The 15,378-nt window shown below is 71.8% G+C and carries 17 protein-coding genes and 1 pseudogene; 8 read left to right on the forward strand and 10 right to left on the reverse strand.

Annotated elements, in window-relative coordinates; all coding sequences use genetic code 11:
- The first annotated feature begins 6 nt into the window (after positions 1-6).
- Entirely contained in the window at positions 7-651 is a 645-nt protein-coding gene (locus AB0I04_RS28340; protein ID WP_360890710.1) for a response regulator transcription factor, read from the forward strand.
- A 107-nt stretch (positions 652-758) separates the two neighbouring features.
- Here the strand turns inward: AB0I04_RS28340 and AB0I04_RS28345 are convergent, their stop codons facing one another.
- From AB0I04_RS28345 to AB0I04_RS28360, 4 genes are all read right to left on the reverse strand, one after another.
- Positions 759-1,247 carry a GNAT family N-acetyltransferase gene (locus AB0I04_RS28345; protein ID WP_360890713.1) on the reverse strand — a complete coding sequence of 163 codons (489 nt, stop codon included), beginning with the start codon at positions 1,245-1,247 and terminating at the stop codon, positions 759-761.
- A complete protein-coding gene (locus tag AB0I04_RS28350; RefSeq protein ID WP_360890846.1) occupies positions 1,237-2,460 on the reverse strand; it encodes a ribonuclease D in 1,224 nt (407 codons plus the stop codon). Before AB0I04_RS28350 ends, AB0I04_RS28345 begins: the two co-directional genes overlap by 11 nt.
- A gap of 23 nt (positions 2,461-2,483) precedes the next feature.
- Complete coding sequence (locus tag AB0I04_RS28355) at positions 2,484-3,062, reverse strand: DUF3000 domain-containing protein (protein WP_360890849.1); 579 nt, start codon at positions 3,060-3,062, stop codon at positions 2,484-2,486.
- A 67-nt stretch (positions 3,063-3,129) separates the two neighbouring features.
- Complete coding sequence (locus tag AB0I04_RS28360) at positions 3,130-3,306, reverse strand: hypothetical protein (RefSeq protein WP_360890716.1); 177 nt, start codon at positions 3,304-3,306, stop codon at positions 3,130-3,132.
- 426 nt (positions 3,307-3,732) lie between these two features.
- Between AB0I04_RS28360 and hemE the strand changes: the two genes are divergently transcribed.
- Positions 3,733-4,803 carry a uroporphyrinogen decarboxylase gene (gene hemE / locus AB0I04_RS28365; RefSeq protein ID WP_360890719.1) on the forward strand — a complete coding sequence of 357 codons (1,071 nt, stop codon included), beginning with the start codon at positions 3,733-3,735 and terminating at the stop codon, positions 4,801-4,803.
- 6 nt (positions 4,804-4,809) lie between these two features.
- On the opposite strand, the pseudogene AB0I04_RS28370 reads toward hemE, so the two are convergent.
- Positions 4,810-4,998 (reverse strand): annotated as a pseudogene (locus AB0I04_RS28370) (DUF4349 domain-containing protein); the annotation flags it as partial.
- Between the two features lie 97 nt (positions 4,999-5,095).
- Between AB0I04_RS28370 and hemG the strand changes: the two are divergent.
- The 3 genes from hemG to AB0I04_RS28385 all read left to right on the forward strand — a co-directional run bounded on the left by hemG (position 5,096) and on the right by AB0I04_RS28385 (position 7,951).
- Positions 5,096-6,556: a protoporphyrinogen oxidase gene (gene hemG, locus AB0I04_RS28375; protein WP_360890721.1), complete on the forward strand. Its 1,461-nt coding sequence runs from the start codon at positions 5,096-5,098 to the stop codon at positions 6,554-6,556.
- Positions 6,557-6,657: 101 nt separating this feature from the next.
- On the forward strand, positions 6,658-7,299 hold the full coding sequence (gene hemQ / locus AB0I04_RS28380) for a hydrogen peroxide-dependent heme synthase (RefSeq protein ID WP_360890851.1): 642 nt from the start codon (positions 6,658-6,660) through the stop codon (positions 7,297-7,299).
- A 124-nt stretch (positions 7,300-7,423) separates the two neighbouring features.
- A complete protein-coding gene (locus tag AB0I04_RS28385; RefSeq protein ID WP_360890724.1) occupies positions 7,424-7,951 on the forward strand; it encodes a hypothetical protein in 528 nt (175 codons plus the stop codon).
- Positions 7,952-7,955: 4 nt separating this feature from the next.
- Here AB0I04_RS28385 and msrB read toward each other — a convergent pair whose 3' ends face one another.
- On the reverse strand, positions 7,956-8,357 hold the full coding sequence (msrB, locus tag AB0I04_RS28390) for a peptide-methionine (R)-S-oxide reductase MsrB (RefSeq protein WP_360890727.1): 402 nt from the start codon (positions 8,355-8,357) through the stop codon (positions 7,956-7,958).
- A 133-nt stretch (positions 8,358-8,490) separates the two neighbouring features.
- On the opposite strand from msrB, the gene ligD reads away from it, so the two are divergent.
- On the forward strand, positions 8,491-9,540 hold the full coding sequence (gene ligD / locus AB0I04_RS28395) for a non-homologous end-joining DNA ligase (protein WP_360890730.1): 1,050 nt from the start codon (positions 8,491-8,493) through the stop codon (positions 9,538-9,540).
- A gap of 60 nt (positions 9,541-9,600) precedes the next feature.
- The gene (locus AB0I04_RS28400) at positions 9,601-10,341 is read left to right on the forward strand and encodes a hypothetical protein (protein ID WP_360890733.1); all 741 of its coding nucleotides are present in this window, start codon (positions 9,601-9,603) and stop codon (positions 10,339-10,341) included.
- 10 nt (positions 10,342-10,351) lie between these two features.
- Here AB0I04_RS28400 and AB0I04_RS28405 read toward each other — a convergent pair whose 3' ends face one another.
- The 4 genes from AB0I04_RS28405 to AB0I04_RS28420 all read right to left on the reverse strand — a co-directional run bounded on the left by AB0I04_RS28405 (position 10,352) and on the right by AB0I04_RS28420 (position 14,843).
- Positions 10,352-11,788: an aldehyde dehydrogenase family protein gene (locus tag AB0I04_RS28405; RefSeq protein WP_360890736.1), complete on the reverse strand. Its 1,437-nt coding sequence runs from the start codon at positions 11,786-11,788 to the stop codon at positions 10,352-10,354.
- Positions 11,789-11,927: 139 nt separating this feature from the next.
- On the reverse strand, positions 11,928-12,815 hold the full coding sequence (locus AB0I04_RS28410; RefSeq protein ID WP_360890739.1) for an alpha/beta hydrolase: 888 nt from the start codon (positions 12,813-12,815) through the stop codon (positions 11,928-11,930).
- A gap of 184 nt (positions 12,816-12,999) precedes the next feature.
- Positions 13,000-14,061 (reverse strand): ATP-dependent DNA ligase, encoded by a 1,062-nt coding sequence (locus AB0I04_RS28415; protein WP_360890742.1) that lies wholly within the window; start codon positions 14,059-14,061, stop codon positions 13,000-13,002.
- Between the two features lie 71 nt (positions 14,062-14,132).
- Positions 14,133-14,843, reverse strand: coding sequence for a pyrimidine reductase family protein (locus AB0I04_RS28420; RefSeq protein WP_360890746.1), 711 nt, complete (start codon positions 14,841-14,843; stop codon positions 14,133-14,135).
- 106 nt (positions 14,844-14,949) lie between these two features.
- Here AB0I04_RS28420 and AB0I04_RS28425 point away from each other — a divergent pair, with 106 nt between their 5' ends.
- Positions 14,950-15,360, forward strand: coding sequence for a hypothetical protein (locus AB0I04_RS28425; RefSeq protein ID WP_360890749.1), 411 nt, complete (start codon positions 14,950-14,952; stop codon positions 15,358-15,360).
- The last annotated feature ends 18 nt before the right edge of the window (positions 15,361-15,378 follow it).

Below are 15,378 nucleotides of genomic sequence, written 5' to 3' on the forward strand. Positions count from 1 at the left end.
CGGGCCATGCGCATCGTGATCGCCGAGGATGCCGCCGTACTGCGGGAGCTGCTCGCCCAGATGCTTACCGAGCGCGGGAACGAGGTCTGCGCCGCCGTCGCGGACGCCGACGCGCTGCGCGCCGCCGTCGCCGAGCACCGGCCCGACGTCACCGTCGTCGATATCCGGATGCCGCCCACCTACAGCGACGAAGGCCTGCGGGCCGCGATCGACATCCGCCGGGAGCACCCCGGCACCGGCGTGCTGCTCTTCTCCCAGTACATCGAGACCAGGTTCGCGACCCGGCTGCTGGCCGCGGGCTCCGCGGGCGTCGGCTATCTGCTCAAGGACCGGGTCGCCAACACCGCCGAGTTCACCGAGGCGCTGGCCCGGGTCGCCGCCGGCGGCACCGCCCTCGACCCCGAGGTGGTCACCCAGCTGGCGGGCGGCGGCCGGCGGACCGCGGAAATCGAGTCGCTCACCGCGCGCGAGCGCGAGGTGCTGGCGCTGATGGCGGAGGGCAGGTCCAACGCGGCCATCGCGCAGACCCTGGTGGTGTCCGCGGGCACGGTGGAGAAGCATGTGGCGGCGGTGTTCGGCAAGCTCGGCCTGCCCTCCTCGGAGGATGCCAACCGGCGGGTACTGGCGGTACTGCGCTATCTGGAAGCGTGAAGGGGCCGGCGAGCGGCGAGCGTCATCTTCTCAGGTCTCACGGGCGTGTCTGTTTTCGGCTCACCTCGGCTGCCCCCTGCGGCGGGCCGCCGTACGGCGGCCCGCCGTCATCCCAGGGTGCGGGTGTACCAGACGTACGGCGGCGTGAGGTCGTCGACGGTGAACCCCAGCCGCTCCAGGAGCCGCCGGGACGGGACGTTGCCCTCATGCACCTCGGCGGTCACGTGGCGGCAGGCGACGGATCCTTCGAGCCATCCCAGGAGGCCGCGGATCGCCTCGGTGCCGTACCCCCGCGACCGCCAGGGACCACCGAGGCCATAGGCGATCTCGACCGTCCCGTCGAGGCCAGGCCCGTGTTTGAGCCCGCACTCTCCGATCACCGCGCCCTCGTGGTGGATCAGCCAGGTGAGCGCGCCGGGGTCGGCGGCCGCCCGGTGGGCGACCATCGCGGTCGCGTCCGTCGGCCACCCGCCGGCCGCCACGATCCCCGAGGAGTCGCCCCGGGCGAGCGCACGCGCGGGCCCGCGCTCCAGCCGCCGCAGCACGAGCCGCCGGGTGACGATCGGATCGGCACCCGGCGGGTGGTCAGACCTCACGCTTGGCGGCCAGCCGGAGCAGCGCCTTGGCGAGGGGCGTCGCCGTCAGCTCCACCTGCCAGGAACGGGCCCCGAGCGCGGTGAGCACGACGCCGATCGACTCGGCCGTCACCTCCTCCGGCGGATCCCAGGCGAGCCGCCGGACGGTGTCGGGCTGGAGGAGGTTCTCCGTGGGCAGGGTGTGCTCGTCGGCCAGCGCGGCCACCACGGCCCGCAGCGCGCTCAGGCGCTCGGCGGCCGCCGGGTCGCGCTCCGCCCAGCGGTGGGCGGGCGGCGGCCCGTCTCCGGGGATGCTGTGCTCGGGCAGTGAGGCATCCGGGAGGGTCCGCCCTCGCTGCACGGCCCGGAACCAGGCCGGAGCGTGCCGCCGGGTGTTGCGCCCGCGGAACGAGGCCAGCGCCGCCAGATCGTCCGGGGTCCGCGGGAGCTCGAGCGCCGCCTCGACGATCGCGGAGTCGGGCAGCACCCGGCCGGGGGACAGGTCGCGCTCGCGGGCGATCCGGTCACGGGTCGTCCACAGCTCACGGACGACGGCGAGACTGCGGCGGCTGCGCAGGCGGTGGATGCCGGACGTGCGCCGCCAGGGGTCCTGCCGGGGCTCCTTCGGGGGAGTGGCCAGGATCGCGGCGAACTCCTCCTCGGCCCACCCCAGCTTGTCCGCCTCACCCAGCTGCCGCTGCAGTGCGTCGCGCAGCTCCACCAGGAGCTCGACGTCGAGGGCGGCGTAGCGGAGCCAGTCGGCGGGCAGCGGGCGGCTGGACCAGTCGGCCGCCGAATGGCCCTTCTCCAGCGTGAAGCCGAGGACCGTCTCGACCATCGTGCCCAGGCCGACGCGGGGATAGCCGAGCAGCCGCCCCGCCAGCTCGGTGTCGAACAGGCGGCGGGGTACGAGCCCGAGCTCGGCCAGGCACGGCAGGTCCTGACTGGCGGCGTGCAGCACCATCTCGGTGTCGGCGAGCGCCGCGTCCAGCGCGGACAGGTCGGCACACGGCACCGGGTCGATCAGGAACGTTCCGGAACCGCAGCGACGAAGCTGCACGAGGTAGGCCCGCTGGCCGTAGCGGTATCCGGACGCGCGCTCGGCGTCCACCGCTACGGGGCCCTTCCCGGCGGCCAGGCGTTCGACCGCGTTCTGGAGCGCCTCCGGCGTCTCGATGACCGGAGGGATGCCCTCCCGTGGTTCAAGTAGGGGTACGACTTCTGCTTCCGACACTTCCACGCGCCTACCGTATGTGTTCAAACTCCGGAACTCGGCAGTGAGGTCACTCCCGCGGGCGGCAAGCCCGCCGCCTGACATAGAACATCGCACCATGCGCTGATATGCCCTGCAATATCCTCACTAGTCGGTGACCAGGAAGCGCGGAGCTCCAGCTCGGTCGTCGCCGGATCGGCGTCCTTGTCACCGAAGCTCTCCGAAACCGCCCGGGTGATCGTGCCCGACGCGGCCTTGTACCCGGCCCGGTGCGCGTCGAGGGCCTCGGTCAGCCAGCTCCACCCCACGGGCCCGATCAGCGGGTCGGCGGCGATCTCGGGCTCCAGCTCCGCCCGTACGTAGGCGACCAAGCGGAAGTCCCCATCCCAGCCGCGCTGCCCCTCGGGGTCGTACAAGACGATCAGACGGCCGACGGCGAGCTCCGTATCGTCCTCCCGGTACACCGTCGCCATGATCGCCGCGGCGTAGGGCGCCAGCCGCTGCGGCGCGGGCATGTCCTCGAGCAGGAGCTCGGGCCGCGCGGGCTCGGCGTCGACCATGGCCCGCAGCGTCTCGATCACGCGTTGGAACGGTCCGGGTACGGGGTCGTTCGAGGCCGTCATCGGGCGTACGGCCGATCCACCTGGCACGCCTGGGAACGATTTGACTCACGCATGTGCACAGCGGCCCTCAAGCCGCCTCGGAGTGGGCGATCACGGGGAGCGCCGGCGCGTCGCCGATCAGGATCGCCATGCCGCAGTCCACACACGCCCACTCGGGGCAGTCCGCGCCGTGGCCGTCCGCGCACGGCGGCTGTTCGAAGCGGCGTTCGCCATCGCAGGCGGAACAATGACGTGTGAGGGCCATCTCGGTGACCTCCCTCGATCCGGCAGGGGGAGCGTTCACACGTTCGCATGCGCCCCGGCGTGATTGCAGGACATCGCTCGGCGTGTCCTGAAGATTCTCATAACGGACGTAGGGCCATGCCCCGCGGTCTGTCCGCCAGACGTCGTCGCGGGCTTATCGTACGGGACCGCGAGACCCCTGTGAGCGGCGCGCGTCGTCTGGACTGAGGAGCGCAGGGAGCGGCGACCGGACGAGGGAGGACGGCGCGTGGGGCGCCGCGAACCGCGCTCGCGCCGGCGAGCGCCATCGAGCACGGGACCGTTCCAGCGCACCGCCAGGCTCGCGGGTATCGCGGGGTGGTGCGCGGTGCGACGCCCATTCGTGGGACGATCCAGAGCGGGCCGCATGCCCGCACCTTCCGCGAAAATCAGACAGGAGCGCACCGTCATGCCGCAAGACAGCGGGCCCCACGGGGCCGGGCCGGAACAGCGCGAGGAGAGCGCCTTCCTGCTCGCCTGCCGTCGCCGGCCGGTGCCGCACACCCCCGTCTGGTTCATGCGCCAGGCGGGCCGCTCGCTGCCGGAGTACCGGGAGGCCCGGGTGGGCATCCCGATGCTCGAGGCGTGCGCCCGGCCCGACCTCGTCGTCGAGATCACGATGCAGCCCGTGCGCCGCTACGCGGTCGACGCCGCCATCTTCTTCAGCGACATCGTCGTCCCGCTCAAGGCGATCGGCATCGACCTCGACATCAAGCCCGGCGTGGGCCCCGTCATCGCCGACCCGATCCGCGACGCCGCCGCGGTCGACCGGCTGCGCCCGCTCGAAACCGCCGACGTGCCGTTCGTCACCGAGGCAGTCGGCGCGCTCATCGGCGAGCTCGGCGGCACCCCGCTGATCGGGTTCGCCGGGGGCCCGTTCACCCTCGCCTCGTACCTCATCGAAGGCGGCCCGTCCAAGACCCACGACCGGACCAAGGCGATGATGTACGGCGAGCCCGAGCTGTGGGCCCGGCTGCTCGACCGGCTCGCCGACATCGCCGCGACGTATCTGAAGATCCAGGTCGAGGCGGGGGCGCGCGCCATCCAGCTGTTCGACTCGTGGGTGGGCGGCGTCGGCCCGGAGGATTACCGCACGTCGGTGCTGCCGCACAGCCGCAAGATCTTCACCGCTCTCGAGCCGTACGACGTGCCGCGCATCCACTTCGGAGTCGGTACCGGCGAGCTCCTCGGCCTCATGGGGGAGGCCGGCGCCGACGTCGTCGGCGTCGACTGGCGGGTGCCGCTCGACGAGGCGGTGCTGCGCGTCGGGCCAGGCAAGGCGTTGCAGGGCAACCTCGACCCGGCGATCCTGTTCGCCCCGTGGGACGTCATCGAGACGCGTGCCCGCGACGTGCTCGCCCGGGGCCGTACCGCCGAAGGGCACGTCTTCAACCTCGGCCACGGCGTGCTGCCCACGACCGATCCCGACATGCTGGCCCGGCTCGTCGACTTCGTACACGAGGAGTCGGCGGCCCGCTGACCACGGTCAGGCGGCCTCCGGCCGATCGGCTTTGGACTCCGAGGGGTGTCTGCGGCGCCGGAGACCGTACAGCGGCAGGCCGATCAACGCGGCGACGGTCAGGAACGGCAGTGCCCAGCCGAGGACCAGCGCGAGTCCGCTCACGAACGCGGTGAACGCCCGCCAGCCCGTCGCGACCCCGCCGGTGAAGCCGCGAGCCCGTCGTTTCGCCGGACACGGGGCGCGTTGCGATCAGGGGACGCGCCGCGACCCTGGATGCCGGTCGTCCGGAACGTCTGCCATCGTTGGACCCATGACCGATGAGGCACATCGCGCTCACGTCGCCGTCATCGGCGGGGGCGTCGCCGGGCTGACCGCAGCGTACGAGCTGGCCAAGAACGGCGTCCGCGTCACCCTCCTGGAAGGCGGTGCCGACGTCGGCGGCAAGCTCAAGGTGAGCGAGATCGCCGGCGTTCCCGTGGACGAAGGTGCCGAGGCGATGCTGGCACGGCGTCCGGAAGGCCTGGAACTCGTGCGCGAGCTCGGTCTGGGGGACCGGCTGACCTTCCCAGGCACCACCTCGTCGGCCATCTGGAGCCGTGGCGCCCTGCACCCCATGCCCGCCGGTCAGATCATGGGCGTGCCGTCCGACCTGGTCGCCCTCGCCCGCTCCCAGGTGCTCTCGCCCGGTGGCCTCGCCAGGGTGCCCCTCGACCTGGTTCGCCCGGAGACGCCGCGAGGCGAGGACGTGTCGGTGGCCGAGTTCGTCGGCGCGCGGGTCGGCCGCGAGGTGGTGGACCGCCTGGTCGAGCCGCTGCTCGGCGGGGTGTACGCCGGGCGCGTCGACCAACTGTCCTTCGAGGCCACGATGGGCGGCCTGGCCGCGGCCTCGCGGAGCCGCCGGTCCCTGATCGCCGCCGCCCGTACGGTGGCCGAGGCGGCCCCGGCCGCTCCCGGGCCGCTGTTCACCACGCTCGTCGACGGGATGGGCGCGCTGCCCGGCGCGCTGGCGGCGAAGGTCGCCGAGCTCGGCGGTGTCGTGCGCACCGAGGCGATGGTCCGCGAGCTGGCCCGTACGCCCGGCGGCTGGCGGCTCACCGTCGGTCCCACGCGCGATCCCGAGTCCCTCGAGGTCGACGCCGTCGTGCTCGCGGTGCCCGCCCGCCCCGCCGGACGCCTCCTGAAGGACGCGTCGCCGTCGGCCGCGGCCGAGCTCGGCCGCGTCGAGTACGCCAGCATGGCGGTCGTCACGCTCGCGTACGCGGGCACGGCGTTCCCCGAGCCGCCACGCCGCAGCGGATACCTGGTGCCCGCCGTCGAGACGAAGGACGTCAAGGCCGTCACGTTCAGCAGCACCAAGTGGCCGCACCTGACCGACGGCACCCTCATCGTGGCCCGCTGCTCCATCGGCCGGTACGGCGACGAGCAGGCGCTCCAGCGTTCCGACGAGGAGCTGAAGGCGGCGGCCTTGACGGAGCTGGCCCGCACCAGCGGCGTCAACGAGCTGCCGATCGACACGCGGGTCACCCGGTGGGGCGGCGGCCTGCCGCAGTACACCGTCGGGCATCTCGAGCGGGTCGCGCGGATCCGCGCGGCGGTCGCGACGCTGCCCGGCGTCGCGGTGTGCGGCGCCGTCTACGACGGCGTCGGCATTCCGGCGTGCGTCGGATCCGCCCGCCTCGCGGCGGCCCGGGTGCTCGAACACGTGAACGGTCGGGGAGAATCGGATCGAAGCGATGAGCCGGTCGGTGAGCGGGGCGGCCGGCCCGGGTGAACCCCGGCATCCCCCGGAAAGCGAAGAGGAGTGCGACCGTGAGTGCCGCAGAGACGGGCCGACCGAAGGCACGCGAGCTCAACCAGGTGATCCGGTACACCATGTGGTCGGTGTTCCGGGTCCGTGACCTGGCCGAGGCCGACCGCGCGGCGGTCGCCCGCGAGGTCGAGGACCTGCTCGAGCAGGCGGCGGCCAAGGACGTCACGACGCGCGGCCTGTACGACGTCGCCGGGTTGCGCGCCGACGCCGACTACATGTTCTGGTGGCACGCGCCGACCTCCGACGACCTGCAGGAGATCTACCACCGCTTCCGGCGGACGGCGCTCGGCCGTGCCTCCGAGCCGGTGTGGTCGGCGATGGCCCTGCACCGGCCGGCGGAGTTCAACAAGAGCCACATCCCGGCGTTCCTCGCCGATGAGGAGCCGCGCGGATACCTCTGCGTGTACCCGTTCGTCCGGTCCTACGAGTGGTATCTGCTGCCCGACGAGGAGCGGCGGGCGATGCTCGCCGAGCACGGGAAGATGGCACGCGGCTTCCCCGACGTGCGGGCCAACACGGTCTCCTCGTTCGCGCTCGGTGACTACGAGTGGATGCTGGCCTTCGAGGCGGACGAGCTGCACCGCATCGTCGACCTCATGCGGCACCTGCGCGGAGCGGAGGCCCGGCGCCACACCCGCGAGGAGGTGCCGTTCTACACCGGCGCCCGCAAGCCGGTCTCCGAGCTGGTCGCCGCCCTGCCGTAACCCGGCCGCATCCTCATCCACGGGTCAAGGGCCGTCGATGACTTGCTCATCGGGCGGGTGGGTCGCCTTGCCGCGGCGGAGTATTCCACGCGTGACTCGATCGCGGCGTCGCAGAGGCAGACACGTGCGGCCGCCCGCCGACGCGCCCGGCATGATCGCCCGGCTGTCGCCGGGCGCGGCCACGCGTCCGGTGTGCGTGGCCCTCGGCGGGGCGGCCGGTCTCGTGCTGGTCCTCATCGTCGCGCTCACGCCGGGCTCCCCGCCCCGACGGCCGGGCCGGCCGGCGGTCGAGGTGGGCCGTCCACGGCCGGCCACGGCCACCCCCAGCGCGACGCCGACCGCGCCGGCGTCCCGTGACGACGCCCGGGACGAGGCCGCGCTGGCGTACTACCGGGCGAAGGGCGGCGCGGTCGCCGCGCACGTGCGGCAGGTCATCTGGACCGCGCCCATCCTCCGCGTCTACACCGACCTGCCCGCCTCCGACGCGAACGCGCCGGCGGCCACCGCCCTGTGCCGGATCGCGGCGTCCTACCTCGAGAGCCGGGACCGGGCGCCGGTCGTGTTCGTCCACGCCCGGCAGAGCGACGGGTATCCCGTCCTCGCCAACAAGATGGACTCCGGCGACGACTGCCGCCTGGGCAGCGTCCCCTGACCGGTCATTCGGCGGGTTCGAGGTTCAGCGAGACGCTGTTGATGCAGTACCGCTGGTCGGTCGGGGTCGGGTAGCCCTCACCCTCGAAGACGTGCCCCAGGTGGGAGTCGCAGCGAGCGCAGCGGACCTCGATCCGCACCATGCCGTGGGAATTGTCGCGGAGCAGCGTGACCGCGTCGGACTCGGTCGGCTGGTAGAAGCTCGGCCAGCCGCAGTGCGAGTCGAACTTCGTGTCCGAGCGGAAGAGCTCCGCGCCGCACGCGCGACAGCGGTACACGCCCTCCGTCTTGGTGGAGACGTACTCGCCGGACCAGGGTGCCTCGGTGCCCGCCTCCCGCAGGACGTGGAACTCCTCGGGCGACAGCTGGACCTTCCACTCTTCATCGCTCTTGCGAATGACTGTCATGTCCTGCACAACCAGGGGCCCTGGGCGGCCATTCCGGACCGCCGCCGCCGTAAGACCCCCGTAAGAGACGCGGAGCGGCCTTCCCGTGCACGTCGCCGGATGATCTGTCAGCGGGCGGTTGTACCGTGCCGTTATGGCATCGCCTTTCGTGGAGATCCAGGTCGGAGATCGCGTCGTCAAGGTCACCAATCCGGACAAGGTGTACTTTCCGGCTCGCGGGCACACCAAGCTGGATCTGGTCAACTACTACCTGTCGGTCGGCGACGGTATCCTGCGCGCGCTGCGCGACCGGCCGACCACGCTGGAGCGCTGGCCGGGCGGGGTGTTCGAGGGAGCGAAGATCGCCACTCGCGCCGACAACCGGGGTGACGCGTTCTACCAGAAGCGCGTCCCGAAGAACGCCCCGGAGTGGATCGAGACGGCGCGGATCGCCTTCCCGAGCGGGCGCCACGCCGACGAGATCTGCCCCACCGAGTTCGCGAGCGTGGCCTGGTGCGCCAACCTCGGCACCGTTACCTTCCACCCCTGGCCGGTGCGCCGCGACGACGTCGACCATCCCGACGAGCTGCGGATCGACATCGACCCGCAGCCCGGCACCGACTTTACCGACGCGAAGAAGACCGCGCTGGAGGCCGTCCGCGACATCCTCGGCGAGCTGGGCTTCGTCGGCTTCCCGAAGACCTCTGGTGGCCGTGGCGTCCACATCTACGTGCGCATCGAGCCGCGGTGGACCTTCACCGAGGTGCGTCGCTGCGCGCTCGCCTTCGGCCGTGAGGTCGAGCGCCGGATGCCCGACCTCGTGACCACGAACTGGTGGAAGGAGGAGCGCGGCGAGAAGGTCTTCATCGACTTCAACCAGAACGCCCGCGACCGCACCATCGCCTCCGCCTACAGCGTCCGCCCGAAGCCGTACGCCCCGGTCTCGGCCCCGCTCACCTGGGAGGAGCTGCCCGACGTGGAGCCCGAGGACTTCACGATCGCGACGATGCCGGAGCGCTTCGCCAAGCTCGGCGACCTCCACGCGGCAATCGACGATCAGGCGTTCTCCCTCGAGACGCTGCTGGAGTGGGCCGACCGCGACGAGCGCGATCGCGGCCTCGGCGACATGCCGTATCCGCCCAACTATCCGAAGATGGAGGGCGAGCCGAAGCGCGTCCAGCCCAGCAAGGCCCGCAAGGACTGACCGCCCGTAGCGGTAGGGTGCGTCCCGTTCGCGCACTCCGCGCGGCTACGGGAGGAATGCATGGAATCGTGGCCGCCCACCGAGCGGAGCGACCCGTCGGCCAACGGCTGGGCGCGGCCGGATACGGGGCCGCCGTCCGCGCCGGTTCCGTCGTTCCCGGCGCCCCCGCCGCCGTGGCCGGGCCAGGTGCCGTGGCAGGGGATGCCCCCGGGGCCGCCACGACGCTCCCGGATCTGGCCGTGGATCGTCGCGGGCGGGGCGGTCGTCCTCGCGCTGGCGGTCGGCGCCGTCGTCCTGGTCGCCCGGTCGTCGGGGATCCTCGAGTTGGGAGCGCGCGGTACGCACGCCGAACGACTTCCCGACCCGTGCCGGATCTACGACGACCTGCGTGGCCAGGCCCTCCTCGGCGAGTTCGGCGCCAAGGGCACCAAGCGCGTACCGATGGGCGGGTACCACTGGTCGCTGTGCGGGTACGGCACGAACATGTTCCCGCCGAAGGACACCTTCCAGGTGCAGCTCAACCTCTACCTCTATGGCGGGCGGACCGAGTCGGCCGGCGCGGCGGCGAGCGGCCTCCACCGCGCCGACATGGGCTGCCTCAGGTACCAGGGCACGACGGCCGGGGACAGATGGCAGGAGGCGTGCGAGGGGATCTCCAAGGGCTGGGTGCTGTTCGCCGCCCGCAGGGGCAACGTCATCGCGATGATCAACTGCTCGGCCCCGGAGGTCGGCGCCGACGTACGGGCCGCGATGCGGCGTGCGGCCGACCTCGCGCTGAACAAGATCTCCTGGGAGTCGTGACCGGCCGCGTTCACGTCTCGATCAGGCAGCTCTTCTCGCGGGTGTTGGCGAGCACGGAGTCGTGGCCGTAGCCGCTGTCCTTGAGGCCCTCGAACGGCAGGCCCGGTGGCATCTTCCGGAAGGTGTTCACCCACACCGTGCCGGCCTCGACGTCCCGGCACATGCGGTGCGCACGGCCCAGGTCCCGCGTCCACACGCCCGCCGCCAGGCCGTACGCCGAGTCGTTGGCGATCGCGACCGCCTCCTCCTCGGTGTCGAACGGCAGCGCCACGGCGACCGGGCCGAAGATCTCCTCCTGGCAGACGCGCAGCCCGTTGTCCTCGGTCGTGAACAGCGTCGGCTCGACCCAGTAGCCGCCCGCGTACGCCTCGTCGACGATCTCGCCGCCCGAGCGTCCGCCGAACACCAGCTTCGCACCCTCCTTGGCGCCGACCTCCAGGTAGCCCGTGACGCGCTGGAACTGTTCCGCGGAGACGATCGGTCCCATCGTCGTCTCCTCCGACAGCGGGTCGCCGAGGCGGACCCCCTGGGCGATGGCGGTCATCCGGTCGATCATCTCGTCGAAGATCGGCCGCTGGATGAGGATCCGTGACCCGGCCACGCACACCTGGCCCGCGTTGGCGGTGAAGACGCTCTGGGTGGTCACGCCGAGGGCCGCGCGGTCCAGGTCGGCGTCCGCGAACACGATGTTGGGGGACTTGCCGCCGAGCTCGAAGGCGAGGGGTTTGAGGGCGTCCGTGCTGGCCCGGGTGATCAGCTTGGCCGTCTCGGTGGAACCGGTGAGGCTGATCCGGTTCACGCCGGGATGGCGTACGAGGGCGTCGCCGACCTCCTCGCCCAGACCGGAGACGATGTTGAGCACGCCGGGCGGGAAAACCTCGCGCAGCAGTTCGCCCAGGCGCAGCGTCGACGCCGTCGCCTGTTCGGCGGGCTTGATGACGACGGTGTTGCCGGCGGCCAGCGCGAACGCGGCCTTCGCCGAGAACGTGGAGATGGGGGAGTTCCACGGGATGATCCCGACGACCACGCCGTAGGGGATCCGGCGGGTGAACCCCATGCTGCCCGGCCCGAGGATGACGGTCTTGCCCTCGACGGCGGCCGCGCACTCGGCGGAGGCCAGCTGCCACAGGTACGTCATGCCGGGCACGTCGCGTTTGGAGGTCTCGGTGATGATGCGGCCGTTGTCGCGGGTCTCGAGCTCGGCCAGTTCCCGGGCATTGGCGGCGAAGACGCCGGCGACCTTGCGGAGGACGTGCGCCCGGCCGGCGGCCGGCATCGCCGACCAGGCGGGGAACGCCGCACGGGCGGCGGCCACCGCGGCGTCGGCGTCATCGGCCGTGCTGCGCGGGATCCTCGCCCACACCGTCCCGGTCGCGGGGTCGACCGAGTCGAGCATGCGATCGGTCCCGCGCAGCTCGCCGCCGATCAGGTTCGAGAATTCCCGCATCGTGATCCCTTCTCCGCACGCGACCTCGGCGCGTGACCTCCGCGCGATCTCAGCGCGACCGGCCTTCGGCCGCGCATGGCCGCCAGTCTGAACCCAGCCAAGCGTACGCTTGGTTGGGGTTTCGGAGAAGTGGTCGTCATCACCGGCCGGCGACGTCCGATACGCGGTCGAGGAAACCGGCGACGAGTGGGGCGATCTTCGGCAGGTGGGTCTCGAGGGCGAAGTGGCCGGTGTCGAAGAGGTGCAGTTCGGCGTCGGGTACGTCGCGCAGATAGGCGCGGGCGCCGGGCTCGGGAAAGAACGGGTCGCCGACGCCCCAGGTGATCAACGTCGGGGGAGTGTGCTTGCGCAGCCACGCCTGCCAGCGGTCGTAGCGCTCGACGTTGGAGTGGTAGTCGAACGCCAGCGCCACCTGCGCGTCCTTGCGGCCCGGCAGGTCGAGGAAGTGCTGGTCGAGGGTCCAGCCGTCCGGGGCGAGCAGTGCGGGGTCGGCGACGCCGGTCTCGTACTGGCCGCGGGTGCCGGGCGGGGTGAGCAGGCCCCGGATGGTGTCCTCGGCGCCGGGCGTGCCGGGGCGCAGGGCGATGAAGTCGCGGGCGACGTCCGACAGGCCCTCGGTGTAGGCGTTGCCGTTCTGGACGATCAGGCCGGCGATCCACTCGGGGTGCCGCTCGGCGAGGCGGAACCCGACCGGCGCGCCGAAGTCAAAGACGTACATGACGAATCGGGACAGACCGAGCCGCTGGACGAACCCCTCGGTGACGTCGGCGAGCCGGTCGAAGGAGTAGGCGAAGTCCTCGGGGGCCTCGGTGTGCCCGAACCCGGGGTAGTCGGGGGCGATGAGCCGGTAGTCGGCGCCGAGCGTGTCGATCAGGCGGCGGTACTGGTGCGAGGCCGACGGGAACCCGTGCAACAGCAGCAGCGCGGGCGCGTCGGGCCGTTCGGGCAGCGACTCGCGGTAGAAGACGCGGACGCCGCCGACGTCGATCCGGCGGTGGGCGACACGGGCGATCGGGCGTAGCGGCATGACTAATGCCCTTCATCATGGACGATGCATTAGTTATAGCGGTCACCTTGCTAATGCGTCAACCGCGACAAGATGCATTAGTCGGCGCGGGGACTCCACCCGAGCGCTCCGTGACCCGCGTTCCGTGACCCGCGTTCCGTGACCCGCGCTCTGTGACCCGTGATCGCCCGAGCGTACGCGCGGGTCAGCCGCCGAGGATGTCGTCCAGGTCGTACGCCACCGGGACCTCGAGCTGGTCGTAGCCGCAGGACTCCGGCGTGCGGTCCGGCCGCCAGCGCCGGAACCGCGCCGTGTGGCGGAAACGGCGGCCCTCCATCTGGTCGTAGGCGACCTCACAGACGAGCTCCGGCCGCAGGGCCACCCATGACAGGTCCTTCTTGCCGGTCCACCGGCTGATCGCGCCCGGCATGCGGTCGACCGTCGCCTCGGTCTGCTCGGCCCATCCGGCCCACGGGTGACCGGCGAGGTCCGCGACCCGGTAGGGCTCCAGCTCCTTTACCAGCTCCTCGCGGCGCTTCATCGGGAACGACGCGGAGACGCCGACGTGCTGGAGCCGGTCCCCGTCGTACAGGCCGAGCAGCAGCGAGCCCACGATCGGGCCGGACTTGTGCCAGCGGAAGCCCGCGACGACACAGTCGGCGGTGCGGTCGTGCTTGACCTTGAACATCGCCCGCCGGTCCGGCTCGTACGGCCCGTTTAGGGGCTTGGCGACCACGCCGTCCAGCCCCGCGCCCTCGAACTCCTCGAACCAGCGCAGGCCCTCGTCGTACGCGTCCGTGGCGGGCGTGACGTGCACCGGGGCCTTCGCCTCTCCCAGCGCCTCGGTGAGCCGGCCGCGCCGGTCGCCGAACGGGGTCTCCATCAGCGAATCGTCGCCGAGCGCGAGCAGGTCGAAGGCGACGAAGCTCGCCGGCGTCTCCTCGGACAGCAGCTTGATCCGGGAGGCGGCCGGGTGGATCCGCTGCTGCAGCGCGTCGAAGTCGAGGACGTGCCCCTTGCGCAGGACGATCTCCCCGTCGAGGACGCACCGCTCCGGCAGCTCACGCCGGAAGCCCTCGACCAGCTCCGGGAAGTAACGATCCAGCGGCTTGCCGTTACGGCCGTAGATCGCGACCTCGTCGCCGTCCCGGAACACGACCGCCCGGAACCCGTCCCACTTCGGCTCGTAGAGCAGATCCCCCTGCGGCAACTCCTTGACGGCCTTGGCCAGCATCGGCGCCAGCGGCGGGCCCACAGGCAGCTCCATGACCTGACCCCCTCGATGGGAAGACGATCCCCCTGTTATAGACCACGCCTACGACAGCGGCTCCACCGCCGTTACCTCCGTGTATAGCGGAGGAACAGGAAGTCCTCGTCTTCCAGGACGTGCCCGAGGCGCAGCGGTGTCGACGCCGGGCCCGGGCCGTTGATGATCCGGGCCGCGTCGCCCGCCGCGATCTGCGGGCTGACGGTGAGGCACAGCTCGTCGAGCCGCCCCGCCGCGACGAACTGGGCGAGCAGCCGCGGACCGCCCTCGGTCAGCTGGCGGGTGAGGCCCCGCTCGGCCAGGGCATCCAGCGCGGCGGCGACGTCGACGGTCTCCTCACCGGTGACGATCACCTCGGCGTGCTTCTCACAGCCGCGGCGCCGGTCGTCCGGAACCGACCCGCAGGTGATGACGATCGTGGGGCTGATCGCCTCGGCGAAGATCGGGGCGTCGAAGTCGAGTTCGAGCGAGCGCGACACGATGGCCAGTGGCGGCGCCGGCGCGCGGCCCGTACGGATGTCTCCCCACCAGTCGCGGGGGTGGACGGGGCCGTAGCCCTCGACGCGGACGGTCGCGGCGCCCACGACGACGACGTCGGCCAGTCCGCGCAGCAGGGACAGCAGCCGCCGGTCGGCCTCATTGCCCAGACCGCCCGACTTGCCCCCGAACGTCGCCGCCCCGTCCGCGCTGGCCACCATGTTGCCCCGGAGCCACGGCGTGGTCTCCGGATAGGCGTACGCCTCCGTGAGCTCGGCGAGATCGGATGGCTCTAGTCGTCGCATGCCACCAAGGGTGGCACAGCGGCCGGTTCGTGACGCGATCGCGCTCTTGACACAGCGTCGTTTAAGCGAGAGTTGTCATGGGACGACGGTTAAGAGGGGTGAAGGCTTGGGGATCGCCGCATTGGTGATGTGGATACTGGCCGCTGTCGCAGGCACCTACCTCCTGTTCATCTGGCTCGCCAACGGCGGCTTGCGGCAGCAGGCCACCAAGATCACCCGCTTTCCCGCCGCCCTGGTCCTCGGCCATCCCGCACTCGCCGTCGTGGCACTGGCGACGTGGGTGGAGTTCCTGTTCACCGCCCGGACCGTCTACGCGTGGAGCGCCTTCGGCGCGCTCGCGGTCGTGGCGATGCTGGGCTTCACCCTGCTGACCCGGTGGCTCACAGGACGCGGCGGCAGGCACGCGCGCGGCGCGGAGCAGAACTTTCCCCTGATCGCCGTGCTCGCCCACGGCACGGTCGCCATCACGACGTTCGTGCTGGTGCTGCTCACCGCCATCAAGGTCAGCCGCGGCTGACGGCCGCCTGCCGGACCG

Source organism: Actinoallomurus sp. NPDC050550 (genome assembly GCF_040655075.1).
GTDB lineage: Bacteria > Actinomycetota > Actinomycetes > Streptosporangiales > Streptosporangiaceae > Actinoallomurus.

Bases quoted from the DNA above. Each gene is read 5' to 3' on its own strand.
- AB0I04_RS28415 (WP_360890742.1), bottom strand. From the start codon at position 14,061: ATGGAGCTGCCTGTGGGCCCGCCGCTGGCGCCGATGCTGGCCAAGGCC.
- AB0I04_RS28340 (WP_360890710.1), top strand. From the start codon at position 7: ATGCGCATCGTGATCGCCGAGGATGCCGCCGTACTGCGGGAGCTGCTC.
- AB0I04_RS28400 (WP_360890733.1), top strand. From the start codon at position 9,601: ATGGAATCGTGGCCGCCCACCGAGCGGAGCGACCCGTCGGCCAACGGC.
- msrB (WP_360890727.1), bottom strand. From the start codon at position 8,357: ATGACAGTCATTCGCAAGAGCGATGAAGAGTGGAAGGTCCAGCTGTCG.
- hemG (WP_360890721.1), top strand. From the start codon at position 5,096: ATGACCGATGAGGCACATCGCGCTCACGTCGCCGTCATCGGCGGGGGC.
- ligD (WP_360890730.1), top strand. From the start codon at position 8,491: ATGGCATCGCCTTTCGTGGAGATCCAGGTCGGAGATCGCGTCGTCAAG.
- AB0I04_RS28360 (WP_360890716.1), bottom strand. From the start codon at position 3,306: ATGGCCCTCACACGTCATTGTTCCGCCTGCGATGGCGAACGCCGCTTC.
- AB0I04_RS28355 (WP_360890849.1), bottom strand. From the start codon at position 3,062: ATGACGGCCTCGAACGACCCCGTACCCGGACCGTTCCAACGCGTGATC.
- AB0I04_RS28410 (WP_360890739.1), bottom strand. From the start codon at position 12,815: ATGCCGCTACGCCCGATCGCCCGTGTCGCCCACCGCCGGATCGACGTC.
- hemE (WP_360890719.1), top strand. From the start codon at position 3,733: ATGCCGCAAGACAGCGGGCCCCACGGGGCCGGGCCGGAACAGCGCGAG.
- AB0I04_RS28420 (WP_360890746.1), bottom strand. From the start codon at position 14,843: ATGCGACGACTAGAGCCATCCGATCTCGCCGAGCTCACGGAGGCGTAC.
- hemQ (WP_360890851.1), top strand. From the start codon at position 6,658: ATGTGGTCGGTGTTCCGGGTCCGTGACCTGGCCGAGGCCGACCGCGCG.
- AB0I04_RS28405 (WP_360890736.1), bottom strand. From the start codon at position 11,788: ATGCGGGAATTCTCGAACCTGATCGGCGGCGAGCTGCGCGGGACCGAT.